We start from the raw sequence: 14,109 nt of genomic DNA, 5'->3' as shown, positions 1-14,109 counted from the left end.
ACTGCCACAAAAGGTACGAGTGCCGGAGGCCGCAAGGCGTTCTACCTCGTGCCGGCCGTTCTGGTGGGTGCGGTTTCTCTGCTGTTCGCCGATTGGCTGCTCGCCGCCGCGATCCTCGGAAGCGACTGCGTCGTCGCCGATGGGGGCAACCTGACGGAATGCGGCGGCGGGTTTTCGGAGGAAGAGACGTCGGCCGTCTCCGGCCTGGCCACGATGGCGATGTTCGTCCTCCAGGCCGGGGTGGGCATCCTGGTGGCCCGGCGCGTCCGCGCCGGCCTGCGGTGACGCCCGGATGGATCAGATCTTGCCCGCTGCCGGCCGGCTGCTGCCGAATGCCGTTCTCCACCTGTTGTGGCTCCGCTGCCTGAATACCCCGCCTTCGGTCACCGAAGGGCCGGCTGACCGCGTCCCGGGACCGGGGTCGGGCCGAACCGCGCGATGTCCGGCGGGCCGGCGAGAACTGCCGCGCCAGACTCGGCGGTCCTCTGCCCCATCGGCAGCCGGATCCGGCTATCGCCCCGAAACTATCGGAATGACGCCAAAAGTTCTGGGCGGAAGTAACGGCACGTGGCACCATCATTTCATGATCAAACCATCAGAGCATCGGCTCTCTGGCCGGTTGTGATCGATCCGCTCGCCACGAAAGTTTCATCCCGATGCCTCAGAGGCGGGCGAGAGCCGTCGCTGGTCAGGCCGTGCGGCGGTACACCGCGGCGGATCGGCGTGCCGGACGGGTAGTCAAGCTACTTGACATAGGCGATCGGGTCGTATTTGCTCCCTCGCACCACACCTTTACCGCAGCGGCACCTGATGACCTTCTGCTGAATTGTTCGCGCTCACACCTCGGTTCCGATTTCACAGCACCGGGCACTCGACGCCGCTGACGAAGAGGACGCAGAACATGTTTCAACATCGGCCCCCGTCCGTACGGCCAGAGGGAATCGCAAATGTTAAAGCATAGGTCCATCTTCGGGGCCATCGCGCTCGCGGCGGCGGTAGTCCTGACGACGGGGCACGCGGCGATGAGCAGCGGCAGCAGCGCAGGAGCCTCGGCGCGCGGCGCCGCCGCGCTCGCGGGAACGTCGGGGTGCGGTAAGAACCCGACGCTGACCAGCGGAACGCGGAACATCACGACCAGCGGCAAGAACCGCCAGTACATCCTGCGGATTCCTTCGAACTACAACAACAACACGCCCTACCGCCTGATATTCGGCCTCCACTGGCTGAACGGCAGCATGAACGACGTCGACTCAGGCGGAAGCGCCGGAGCCTCCTGGTCCTACTACGGACAGCGGCAACTGTCCAACAACACCGCGATCTTCGTCGCGCCGCAGGGCTTCAACAACGGCTGGGCGAACAACGGCGGCGAGGACGTCACCTTCATCGACGACATCATGCGGCAGGTCGAGTCGGACCTCTGCGTCGACACCTCGCTGCGCTTCGCGATGGGATGGAGCTACGGCGGCGCCATGAGCTACTCCCTCGCGTGCAGCCGCGCGACGGTCTTCCGCGCGGTCGCGGTGTTCTCCGGCGCGCAGCTCAGCGGCTGCAGCGGCGGCACCCAGCCCATCGCCTACATGGGTCTGCACGGCATCACCGACAACGTGCTGAACATCTCGCAGGGACGGGCGCTGCGCGACACGTTCGTACGCAACAACGGCTGCACCGCGCAGAACCCGCCCGAGCCGGGGTCGGGCAGCCGGTCGCACATCGTCACCGCCTACTCCGGCTGCCGCGCCGGATACCCGGTCGTCTGGGCCGCCTTCGACAACGGCCACACGCCCGCCCCGGTGGACGGGACCTACACCGAGAACGGCGCGCAGACCTGGACCAAGAACGAGGTGTGGAAGTTCATCTCGCAGTTCGCGAGCACCTCCGACCCCAACCCCACCCCCACGCCGACCGTCACCCCGAGCCCGACGCCGACCGTCACCCCGACTCCCCCCACCAGCTTCCGGCTGCGCAACGAGGGCGCCGGGCGCTGCGTCGACTCCCCCAACAGCGCCACCGCCAACGGCACCCAGCTCCAGGTCTATGACTGCCACACCAACCCCAACCAGCGCTTCACCTACAACGCCGGTCGGCTGGAGATCCTCGGCAAGTGCCTGGACTCGCCGACCAACGCCGGCTCGGGCACCCGGGTGCAGCTGTGGGACTGCCACACCAACAGCAACCAGCAGTGGACCTTCAACTCCAACGGCACCGTGACCAGCGGCGCCAACAACCTCTGCCTCAACGCCACCGGCACCGGCAACACCGCCGCGGTGACCGTGGCGAGCTGCAACGGCCAGGCCACCCAGCGATGGACCAGGGCATGACCCCCCGGTAGTCGATCCGGTAGTCGATGGCAGACGTCGGGTCCAGGCGAAGCCGCCTGGACCCGATCTGCCGCGTGACGAGAGCGGATCGACGAGGTGGCCGGCTGCGGCGGCCGGCGGCGTCGCCGGCCTGGAACTCGCCCGCCGCCTCCACCGTCCGGGCCGGGCCCGCCGGGAGGCCCCGGTGCCGCTGGGCACGGCACCGAGGCTTCGGCGTCAGCCGCCGAACAGATAGCGTGCCGCCGTACCACCCCCGGCGCTGCCGAGCCATCCACCGGCGGTGCCGACGACGACCGAGCCGACAGGGACGCACACGGGTGCGGCCGGACCGCACCACCCTCCGGCCGCCGAACCGGCTACGGATCCAAAATAGGCTCCCGCTCCCGCGACCACGCCTCGGGTCAGCACCCGAGCCGTCTTATCCTTCCCGGACAGATCGTCGCGGTTTCTGTCGTCCTTGTACTGCGAGAAGCCACCGTCGATCGCCGAGACCGCGACGCTCGCGCGGCCCGCCCACTTCGCGGCGGTCAAGGCCTTCCCCCCGAACCTGCCGATGCGATGCGCGCCCTTGGCCGCCTTCCACTTCACGTTCGTCTTGGGCTCCTCCCTGGGGGCCAGCTCGAACACCTTTCTCAGGGCTTCCACCTGCTGCTTGCTCAGCCCGAGCCCCGCCAGAAGCTTGTCCTCCATCTTGACGCTGCCCAGCCCGAGCAGCTTGAGCAGTTCGGCGAGTTCGGCGCTGCCCAACGAGCCGTAGAAGAGCGGGTTGCGCAGGGTGTCCTTGTCCAGGAGGCTGCCCATGAAGCTGGGAGGGGGCGGAGTGACGTAGGGCTGCAGCGCCGGGATGGGGGGCTTCATGCTCGTACGGGGGGGCAGGGCCGTCCGGTAGTGGGGAATGCTCGGCGACCAGCCACAGGCCCGGGGAACCAGATAGCACGGTGGCCCGGACGGCCCGATGACCTTGTAGCCGCGCTTGGTGGGAACGCGGACGACTCCATCGCCGTTCGAGCACTCCATGTCCCCGTTGACCCGCCGGCACAGCTTGCCGTCGGGATCGGAATTGGTGACCGGGCTGCTGTCGGCATAGGTGTAGCCGTTCATCTGCTGCGCGTCGGTCAGGTCCAGTACCGGGTCCACGGAGATGAACCTGCCGGTGTCCGGGTCGTATTCGCGCACTCCGAGTTGCACGAGACCGGCGGGGTCCTTCGTGCCGCCTACGAAGCCCTTCTCTCCCGGCCAGGCGGGCGGGGCGCTCCGCTCGGCACCGAAGGGGGCCAGCCTGCGCGCCCGGCTCTGCTGGGTCTGGGCGTCGATCGCGATCTGGGCGGTGCCCTGGTGATCCTCCGTCAGGTAGCTGACGCCGGTCGTGGTGCGCAGGGCGACGGTCCGGCCCGCGTGGGTGTAGTAGCGTGTGGCGGTCGTCGTGCCGGCGCTCAGGCGGACCTCGGTACCCGGCAGGTAGAGGGTGGCCGCGGTCGCGTCCTTTCTGATCAGGCGGTTGCCGTCGGCGTCGTAGACCAACTCGACCGCCGCGCCGTTCCCGGCGATGTTCGAGAGCCGGCCCTGGACGTCCCAGTCGAAGGTCTGGGTCGTACCGCCCACGGTGCGCGTGATGGTGTTGCCGGTGTCGTCGTAGGCGTAGGTGTCGGTGCGGCTACCGCCCGCACCGCTTTGGACGATCTTGGTCAGGCGGTTGCCCTGGCCCGCTGGGCTGTAGGTGTAGCTGCGGACGGTGTCGGGCTGTCCGGCGACGCCGTGGCGCGTCTCGGAGACGCGGTTGCCCGCGGTGTCGTAGCCGAAGGTCTGCCAGTAGGGGGCGGGGCCACCGGCGACCGTGGCGGGAGGAGCCGCGTCGCAGGTGGCCGTGGTCTGGGTCCATGCCTCGGTGAGCCGGCGCAACGCGTCATAGGAGAAGCACTGGGTGTCGGCTCCGTCCCGCGAGGCGTCGGCGATGGAGCGGATGTTCCCGGCGTCGTCATAGCGGTAGGTGGCGTCCCGATCGCTGCCGCTGACGTTCTCCCGCAGCGTACGGGTGGTCGCGGGCCGCTGGGTCGCCCACTCGTAGGTGAAGGTCTGCCAGGCGCGTTTGCCCGTGGTCGCGCCGAACTCGAGCATCATGAGCTTGCCGGTGGGCGTGTAGTCGGTGGCACCCACGTAGGTGCCGAGGTTGCCGGTCAGGCGGACCGGCCGCAGGAAGTCGTCGTAGGTGGAGACGAGGTTCTCCGCCGCCAGGCCGCCGGCCGCGGGCAGTCCCGTCCCTTGGACGGTGCCGTCCAGGTTGTAGGACGTGGAGAAGACGTAGGTGCCCGCCAGGGTGCCCTGAGCCGAGGGGATCGTGACGGCGTTCACGTCGGCGCGCCCGAGCCGGTCGTAGTGGCGGACCTCGCTGGTGTAGTCCGCGCCCGCGTGGTGGCGGGTGGCGGTCGCCGGCTTGCCCTTGCCCAGGGGGACGGAGTCGTAGGTGAACGAGGTGAGCCTGGTGCCGGTGGCCGAACCGTCGCGCGTGTCGGTCCTGCGGCCGAGCCCGTCGTAGGCGGTGACGGTCTTCCTGCCGCGGGCGTCGGTGACCGAGGTCTCCCTGTCGAGGTCGTCGTAGGTGTAGGAGGTCGGGCCCTTGTCGGGATCAACTGTCTTGATCTTGCGCCCGCGCAGGTCGTAGGTGGTGGTCCAGGTGTTGCCCGAAGGGTCGGTCACCGAGGCCGGTTCGCCGGTCGGGGTGTAGGTGTAGCGGATGGAGTCGTACTGTCCGGCGGCCTTGTACTGGCGGCGCTCGATCACCTGACCGCGAGCGTCGGTGATCTCCGCGGTGGGGGTGCCGCCCTGCGGCGGCGTGACGGAGGTGCGGTTGCCGCCGCCGTAGCTGTACGTGGTGCGCCATTTCTCCTGTTCGGGCTGGGAGCCGTTGCCGGCCATCAGCCGTTCGAGGGTCTTGCGGCCCAGTCCGTCGTACTCGGTCCGCGTCTGGGACTCGATGTCGCCGGGGGTGAGCACGCCGAACAGCACCGGCTCGGGGACTCCTGAGGCGGGGTAGGCGTCGTTGGTCCTGGCGACGAGGCCGCGGTCGTCGTAGATGGTGTCGGTGATCAGGCGGCCGGTGGGGCCCGGCGCCTGCGTCTGCCGGGTGCGGAGCCAGCCGTCGAGCAGTTCGATCCCGGCGATCCGCTGGCCGCCGGTGGCGGTGAGCGTCTTGGTGGTGACCGCGACGATCTTGTCATCGGCGACCCGGTAGTCGAACTCGTAGTTGGGGAAGGGGTTGCCGTCTTTGGAGCGGTCGGGCAGCCACACCTGGCGCAGCCGGCCGAGGCCGTCGTAGACCCGTTCGGTACGCAGCCCGTTGGCGTCGATCTCCGCGGTCTGCTGCCCCCAGGAGGGGTCGAGTTCCTGGACGGTGACCAGCGCCGTGGAGGCGTCGCCCGGCTTGGCGGGCGGGCTGGTGGTCGTCACCTTCGTGGTCAGGCCGCGCGCGTCGGTGTAGGCGGTGGTGCTGGTCTGCCCCAGCGCGTTGGTCGCCTCGACGGGACGGCCGTAGCCGTCGTACGTCACCTGCTTTTCGGTAGCGTAGGTGGCCTTCGTCCCGTCATGGGAGGCGATCTCCTCGACCTTGGTGGGATCGCCCCGGCTCGGCGCGGCCCCGAGCGCGCCGTTGTCGTAATACGTTCTGATGTCGGAGATGACATCCTTGGCGCGGTCGACGCTCGCCGTGCAGGCGGCCGCGACGGTCTCTACCCGCGCGGGCAGGGACACCAGGTGCGCGGCGACGTTGTCGGCATAGGTGGTACGGGTGCACCGGTCGTCGGCGGAGGTGGTGAGGTCGCCGAGGTCGTTGACGCGGATCGCCCGCCCGATGCCGGGCCCGGATCCCTCGTGCGCGGTGTCGGTTCTGGTCTCGGTCCAGCCGCCTCCGTCCTTGGCCGTCCAGGTGCGCTCGGTGGCGGGGGCGGTCATCTCGGCCGTGGTGGTGCCCCACGATCGGGTGCGGGTCGCGGTCGTGACCCGCCACGGGGTCCGGACGGTCTTGGCGTGCACCGTCCCGCCCTGCCCCGTGTACTCGACGGTCTTCAGCGCGAACCCCGACAGCGCGTCGTGGTCGGTGTACGTGCCGCCCTCGCCGTCCGGCACCGTCACCGACTTGCTCCCGCCGCTCCTGCTCTTGCGGTCGCCGTCCATGCCGCGCAGGTAGAACGTTTCGGACCTGGCCGCCGTACCGGTCAGCGTCCGGACCTGGCCGTAGCCGCGCCATTGCGACCAGGTTTTGTGCTTCTCCCTGGTCAGGCCGTCATCGTCGTCGAAGTGCCAGGCCGCGCCGCCGAGGTATTCATAGCCGGTTCTCATGTCGGGCGCCAGGCCGGTGCGGTCGATTCTGGTCACCGAGGTCACCACGTACCTGTGGAACCAGTCGGTGATCTCGTCCTCGTGGCCCGGCGGCTTCCAGATGACGGGGAAGCACCGCTTGGTGTTGGTCTCGGGAGTGGGCAGGTCGGACAGCGAGCAGTCGGCGCCCGAGTAGGCGATGTCGAGCTGCCCGCCGGACTCGTCGTAGATCGCGCCGAGGCGGTAGCGGATGTAGGCGAGGATGTCGTCGCCGGTCCGGTCGAGCCGGTTGGGCAGCTGCACATGGGTGAAGGAGACCTTCGGCAGCGTCACCGGCGTGCCGCCGACGTGCCCCGTGTGCTGGATCTGGGACAGCAGCAGGTCGCGCTCCACGTCGGCCAGCCCCCAGGTGTGGCCGAGCGACCAGGAGTCCACGTCACGATATCCGGTGCCGTCGGCCTTGATGACCTGGGTGGTCACCTTGGTCAGGCGCTTACGCGACCAGAAGGTGGGAGTGACCGCGCCGTGGCTGCCCTTGCACTCCTGCCCGGCGTCACAGTGCAGGTCCCAGGGTACGTCCCACCAGTACTGCGGCTTGTCGCCGATCTTGTCGGGTTCGCAGGCGAACGACGCGTCGGGCAGGCACCGCTCGGACGTGGTGAACAGCACCCGGGCGGGAGCGGCGGCGAACAGATCGTTCTTGCGCAGCCCGTAGGAGATCGACTTGAGGTGGCCACCGCGCGTGTACGGGGTCTCGTCGTCGGCCTTCAGGTTGCGGCCGTAGTGGTTGGTCTCCTTGCCGTACGTGTAGGTGATGGCGTTGCCGTCGGGGTCCACGATGAAGTCCAGATTCCACCGATGGGCCTGCTGGCACCAGGAGGAGGCGAACCCGCTGGATTTGTGACACGGTTCGCCGGAGTCGTCACCGAACACCGGTGCCGTCCACGCCGAGTCGCTCTCCGGATCGCCGGACGCCCAGCCGGGCATGCGGTTGAGCCCGAAGTAATACTGGGTGCCGTCGACCGTGGTGGCCTTCCAGTGCTCCCCGTCATCGTCCCCGTTGGTCGCGCCGGTGAGCTTCTCGAACACCGTGCCGTCGTCGAACTTGGTCCGCCAGGTGCCGTCAGCGGCTTTGATCAGCTCTCCGCCCTTGCCGTTCCAGGTGACCGTCGCGTTGTCGTAGCCCCAGCATTGGTCGCCCGGGTGGTTGCCGAACTCGTCCTTCGCGACACCGTCGTCCTCGCACGACTTGTAGCGGCGCTCGATGTAGCCGGGCCACAGGTCGAATCCCTCGCCGACCCAGGACGGCTGTGCGTTGGTGTTGCCGGTCCGCCCGTCCACGCTGCCGGAGGAGTACGTGATGGCCAGCTCGGGCTGTAACTCGCCGGGGACGGGCGGCACCCGCATCGGGTAGGACCAGGTGAACTCGCCGGAGTTGCCGCCCATCTCCCAGGTGGCCGAGGCCGACAACGACGTCGCGCTGTAGTCGCCCTGGGAGCCCGACTCGCCCGCGGCGGCCACCAGCAGCGTGCCGCCGGGCTCGGCGTCCACCTCTGTGGTCAGCGTGCGCGCCGCCGCGTCGTTTCGTGCGCGCAGCGGCGCCGCGTTGGCGCATCGCGGCAGCCCCGGGCTGGTCAGCGCGCACGACGGCAGCCGCCACAGGCGCAGCCGGGATCCGTACGAGCCGCCGTAGGCCTGCGCGAACCTTCCGTAGTCCAGGCGGACGCCGACCCGGCCGGTGGTCTGCCCGTCACTGGAGGCCACGGTGAAGGCGATCCCGTCGGCTCCCGCGCGGTGCCCGGCCGTACGGTCCAGCAGCCGCACGCGTACGCGTCCGGCTCGAGTCCCGGCGCCGGCGGGGGGCAGCAGCGAGATCGGCAGGGTCCCGGCCCGGACGGCACCCCGCCCGGGCACGTCGGCTTCCGCGACGTCGGCCGCCGGCCAGTCGATCGGCGCGGGCGGCGGCGCGCCGACGGGCTCGGAGCGACGCGGCCTGGCGGAGAGATCACGGCCCGAGACCGTCCGTTCGGGCTGATCCACCTTTGGGCGGCCGGGGCCCGCGGCCGCGGCGGGCGCGGGCGGTGACAGCGTCACCGTCAGCGCGGCGGCCATCCCCGCGGCGACCGCCCGGGACAGGCGGCCGGACGGCGGGATCCGTCTCGGACGGCCGCTCCGGACTACACCCGCGCCACGCGGGCGCCGCCGGGTCAGGATCTTCTTCATCCGGCACACCCCCGCGTGACAGCGCACGGGCGCACGGGCTCGAGGTTCACCTTCATCACGACCTCCACAAGCAGGGGATCACCTACGGTCAGGGGCCGGAGGCGGTGTCGAGTTCGCCGCCAACGGCCAGCATCTCGACCTGTTCCTTGTTGAGCGCGCCCTGGTAGGCCCACACGTCGTCGATGGCGTCCGGCCAGAACTCGCCGCCGAACCTGTCGCGGCCGACCTGCAGCCCGCCGCCGGTCGCGGTGAACCCGAGCACCTGGTCCTCCTGGGAGACGCCGAGCGAGGTCTCCTCAAGCTGGCCGTTGACATACAGGCTCATCCGATCGCGGAGCGCGTCGTAGACGATGGCGAGGTGGTCCCAGTCCGACTCGGTGAAGCCCGAATGCTCGGCCTGGCGCAGTTCGGCGGCCGCGGTGGAGTCGGCATTACGCATCTGGAACCGCCAGCCACCGGCGTCGGGGTCGGCCGGGTCCGGAACGTAGCGCAGGGCGAAGGCGTTGGCGTTCACTCCTGCCTGCGAGAACACGGTCCTGGCGGTCTGCGGGCGGCCCATGTTGCGTATCCACCCGGCCACCGTGAAGCTCTCGCCGGTCCGCAGCGGCGGGGTGGCCGTCTCGGCGTAGGCCGTGGTGCCGTTGAGCAGCAGTCCCGCGCTGGAGATGTAGCGGAAGCCCGCGGCGTGGTCGATGACGGCGCCGCCCTGGAGCGTGAGGTTCTGGGCCCCCGCGGGCTCGCCCTCGCCACCGATGTTGAGCTTCCAGCGTCCCTTGACCACGGGGTGCTGGGTGACGAGTTCCTCGGCCTCGGTCGGGCCCAGCACCCGGTCGTAGATGCGGACGTCGTCCAGCACGCCGGGCAGTTGGTCAACGTAGCCGCCCAGCCACTTGCTGCGGCCGATCTGCAATCCGCCGCCGGCGTGCCACACCGCGTCGAGCGGGCCGCTGTCGGTGCCCTGGTCGCCGTTGACGTAGATGTTCAGCTTTCGGGTGACGGCGTCGTAGACGCCGACCAGGTGCGTCCAGGAGTTCGCGGCCGGTGTCGCTTTGGAGACCGCCTGGTACCAGCCGCTCTCGTCGGTGTCGGTCTTGGCTTTCGCGAACACCCACTTCTTGAGGCCGCCGTCGTACTTGAGGTAGAAGCCGCTCTTGCGCAGGCCGTCCTGGGAGAGCGCCGTGTAGTTCTTGTCCAGCGCGCCGGTCTCCAGGCGCACCCATGCCGACACCGAGAAGCTCTTGGTGGTGTCCACGACCGGGCCGGTGGTGGCGGCGTGGCCGGTGGAGCCGTCCAGCCGCAGCGCCGTGCCGTCCTGCCCGTCCTGCCCGAGCGTCGCGCCGCCATTCAGCGCGGCCTGGACGGCGGCGGCGGGACCGTGGACGCGGCCGGCCCCGGCTTCCTCGTCCAGCGGCCAGTACGCGGCCAGGCCGGACGGGCTCGCGCCCGCCGCGAGTTGCTCGGCCTCCTGGTCCGACACCGCCCGCTGGTACAGCTTGATCTCGTCGATGCCGCCGGGCCACTGATTGACCTGTGCGTCGTTGTACTTGCTGCGGCCGATCTGCAGCGCACCCGCTGCCTGCCACGCTCTCACTCCGCCGGCCGTGCCCGCGAGCCGCCCGCCCACATAGAGGCGCAGCTGACCGGCGGGCTGGTCGTAGACGCCGGTGAGGTGCGTCCAGGTGTCCAGTGGAAGGCCGCCGCCCGCCATCGCGGAATACCAGACGCCGCCACCGTCCCCGGCGGTGTCGGCGCCGGGCATCTTGAACTCCGGCTGCCCGGACGGGTTGATGCCGAGCTGGAATCCACTTTGGTGGGCTCCGTCCTGGGCCAGCGCGTTGACCATCCCGAGAGCCGCCGGTCTGACCCACGCGGAGACGGTGAAGCTCTCCTGCGTGCGCAGCACCGGCAGGTTCGTCTCGGCGTAGCCGCTCGCGCCGTCGAGGGTGAGCGCGGTGCCCTCCTGGCCCGCGGCGCCCAGCGTGGCCCCGCCACGCACGTAGGCCGCCGTGCCCGGGCCGGTGCCCGCCACGGTCGTCGCGCCCGCGGCCTCGTCCAGCGTGAACCGGGCCGCGGCGTCCGCGCCCGCCCTGGCCCAGAACTCGTAGGTGGTCGGTGCGCTGTTCTGCCCGGCCTGGGTGAACGCCTGGACGGTCAGCAGGTTGGGGCCCGACCGGTCCGGCGCCACCGCGACCTGACGCGCCGCGCCGCCGGTCGTGGTCACCGTGCTCAGCGCGGCGCCGTTGAGCCTCAACTCGTAGCGGGCCGCGGCCTTGGCCGGGTCGCTGATGGTGAAGGCGCCGGCGTCGCCGACGCCGCCGTGCCAGCTCTGGTCACCGGGGTACTCGGCCGACGACACCGACGGCGCGGCGGGCACTGACGGGTCGTAGTAGAAGTAGCAGCCGGTCTGCGCGCCGTCGTAGCTCCACGGGCCCCACTGGACACCGTCCCACGCCCGTACCCCCCAGCCGATGCGTTTCTTCTGCGGGATGGACGCGGGAAGCTTGATCTGGTGCCTGCTGCCCGTGGTCAGCGCCGGCGTCAGGGCCGAGGTCCACTTGGCCCCCCAGTCCGAACCGTCGGCCTTGTCGGCCCAGTGCAGCGTGAACTGGCCCTGGACCTTCTTGGCGTCCTCGGAATCGGGGTCGGAGAGGTAGGCGTACAGGATGGACAGGTCGTTGACCCACTGGGCCTCGCCGGAGGCCACGCATTTGGTTCCGGGGCTGGCGAACATGGACCCGGTGCTCGGCTGGTTCGGTGGCCGGTTGTACTGGATGCGCAGGTATGCGTCATCGGCGAAGCGCTTCCACCACGTCATCGAACTCTCGCTGTAGGCCTTCAACCCGAAGGTGATGGTCGAGTACCCCTTGTTCACCGCGCTCTGCACGTTGGCGCGGAGCTTGGACCCGCCGAACTCGACCGGCGCCCGCGAGCAGTAGGCCACATCGCGCGAGGCCAGATGCTCAAGCCAGGCGTCGCCGGTGTTGTTCCAGGTCGCCCCCGAGGTCAGCGTGCCGGCCCGCCACAGCTGCACCGAGGTGGAGTTGTGGCAGTCATAGGCCGCGGTCTCGTAGGCCACGAACTCGGCCGATTCGATGTACTTGCCCTTGATGGAGGGCAGCTTCATCCGGTAGAAGAGCCGCTTGGTCTGGTTCTTCACGCACCGGCCGTCCTTGGCGACCTCGCAGCGGCCCATGCCCTCGGTGGCGTTGCCGTTGAACTTCGGGTAGTTCTCGCTGGGATAGCCCGAGGAGACCATCCCCCAGTAGTAGGCCGCGCTGGTCTGCCACACCGGGTCCACGTAAACGGGGAAGGTGGTGGCCGGTGAGGTCAGCAACCCCTGGTCCGGGATCAGCGCCAGTTGCCGCCCCCCGAGGCCGACCCGCACCTTGGCCGTGCGGGAACCCTCGGCGGGGCCCTTGCCGAGGTCCCGCTCGCGCGCGGTGGTCAGCGCACCCGCGGCCGGCGAGGAGTCCCACATGACCGGGGACGGCGCCTCGAACACGGCCTCGCCGGTGCCGGTGTCCTTGGCGCGCAGCACGCCGGTGGCGTCCCGGTCCACCGACAGGCGGGCGGAGTCCAGGCCGAAGGCCAACCGGGCCAGCCGCGGATCCCTGGCCGCCGCGGCGGTCTTGATCACCAGGGTGTGCGCGAAGCCGTCCGGCAGCGCTCGTACGCGCAGATCGACGTCGCTGCCAAGTACGCCCTGGTAGACGGCGGTGTCGCCGTCCAGAACCGGTTCGGGAAGCGGGCCCGGCCAGGACAGCGCCAGCTCCCGGCCCGCCCGCGACATCCGTACCAGCGGCTCCTGCCCGCCGCCCGACAACCGCAGGTCGACGGTGGTCGCGCCAGGGACGAGGCTGGAGCCGTCCCGCCGCAGCGTGGTGTCGATGCCGACCCAATGCCCGTCCCGGCGCGTACGCACCGGCCGCAGCTGATCGGTCACCTCGAACGAGCCGCTCGGCAGGGCGTTCACCGTGCGGTGCTCACCTCGCTGCGACAGCACCTCCACGGGCCGTCCCGACGAACGTGCCAGCGCCGAGGCGCCGGCCTCGGTCGCCGAGGCGCCGGGGGGCGGCTGCGCCGGCGGCTCGGGGCTCGCGGCCACCGCTTCCGGCCCGGCGGCGTACAGGCAGGTCAGCACGGCGAGCACCGCCGTAACCTGTGCCAACGCGCGCCTTGACCGGCCCTTGTCACCCAGCGCCATCAGCATCACGACCTCGCTCCCACCATCTGTCCGATGATCAGAAAGTAGGCAGCGAAAGATCGGTGGTACATTCGGCGCCGGATTGAATCTTGGCTCCACCCGCGGCGGTAGCAGCCGTCCGGCTGTAAACCTAGGTGGTAGTTCCATGCCTTCGCATGCTCGCCGAACGTCCGGTTGACGCCGATCGTGACCGGGCCGTCTCGTAGCCCGGCACCACGGCCTGGGCCCGGCTGGTCACGTTGAGCTCGGCGCGGATCAGGCTGCGGCGCTCGATGCGGCCAACGGCTCGGCGCGACCGCCTGAACGTCCGCCCGGAACGAACGCTTCGGGCGGACGGCGCCCTCCGCGGTGAGGTGGCCGCATCAGGATCGCGGGGCGGTCAGCGGGTCGCCCGGGTGATGACCTCCTCGGTGGTTAGCGGGGCGCGGGGGTGGTGGGTCAGGCACAGCGGGGTCCGCACCTTGGTGAACCGCCCGCCCTCGGGCGCGACGTAGAACTGGCCGCTGCGCAGCGAGCCGATGCCGTCGGCGCTGCCGCCCTTGACGCGGGCCATCGCCTTGGCGGCCTCGATCTGCACGTCGGCGTTGAGCAGGCCGTAGAACTGGGTGGCGGCGTTGCCGGGGATCCGGTTGTGCAGTCCCTTGGGGGCCTGGGTCGCGAACACCAGGCCGAGCCCGTACTTACGGGCCTGGGAGGCCAGCGCGAGGGTGCTCTGGGTGCACGCGGTCATGGCGCCCGAGGGGGCGAAGGTCTGCGCCTCGTCCATGACGAACAGCCCGCCGAGCGGCCGGTCGCCGGCCGGGTGCTTCTTGATCCAGGCGAACAGCGCCATCTGCAGCTGGTTCACGAAGGACTGCCGCTCGGCGTCGCTCTGCAGCCCGACGAAGCTGATGATCGAGACCCGGGCCCGCTTCCCGGCGGCCGGAGTGAGCAGCCGCCCGGGATCGACCGGCTCGCCCTCCCCGCCGAACAGCGGATCGGTCACGACGGCGGCCCGCAGCACCTGGGCGAGTCCATCCGCGATCTTCGTGGCTCCGCTGATCTGGCTGAGGT

Annotated in this window: 5 protein-coding genes; 2 read left to right on the top strand and 3 right to left on the bottom strand. The window is 70.3% G+C overall.

The window, feature by feature from the left end:
- Positions 1 to 48 precede the first annotated feature (48 nt).
- On the top strand, positions 49 to 285 hold the full coding sequence (locus tag Sru01_RS31240; protein WP_203993310.1) for a hypothetical protein: 237 nt from the start codon (positions 49 to 51) through the stop codon (positions 283 to 285).
- A gap of 662 nt (positions 286 to 947) precedes the next feature.
- Positions 948 to 2,318: a ricin-type beta-trefoil lectin domain protein gene (locus tag Sru01_RS31235; protein ID WP_239137897.1), complete on the top strand. Its 1,371-nt coding sequence runs from the start codon at positions 948 to 950 to the stop codon at positions 2,316 to 2,318.
- A 216-nt stretch (positions 2,319 to 2,534) separates the two neighbouring features.
- Here the strand turns inward: Sru01_RS31235 and Sru01_RS31230 are convergent, their stop codons facing one another.
- The 3 genes from Sru01_RS31230 to Sru01_RS31220 all read right to left on the bottom strand — a co-directional run.
- A complete protein-coding gene (locus Sru01_RS31230) occupies positions 2,535 to 8,543 on the bottom strand; it encodes an RHS repeat domain-containing protein (RefSeq protein WP_203993307.1) in 6,009 nt (2,002 codons plus the stop codon).
- 397 nt (positions 8,544 to 8,940) lie between these two features.
- Positions 8,941 to 13,020 (bottom strand): LamG-like jellyroll fold domain-containing protein, encoded by a 4,080-nt coding sequence (locus tag Sru01_RS31225; RefSeq protein ID WP_203993304.1) that lies wholly within the window; start codon positions 13,018 to 13,020, stop codon positions 8,941 to 8,943.
- A 415-nt stretch (positions 13,021 to 13,435) separates the two neighbouring features.
- A partial coding sequence (locus Sru01_RS31220; protein ID WP_203993301.1) for an ATP-binding protein occupies positions 13,436 to 14,109 on the bottom strand: 674 nt, incomplete at its 5' end.

It is taken from the genome of Sphaerisporangium rufum, from assembly GCF_016863395.1.
GTDB classification, from domain to species: Bacteria; Actinomycetota; Actinomycetes; order Streptosporangiales; family Streptosporangiaceae; genus Sphaerisporangium; species Sphaerisporangium rufum.
Note: the sequence above shows the minus strand (reverse complement) of the source record. Positions and strands in the feature narration are given on the sequence as shown.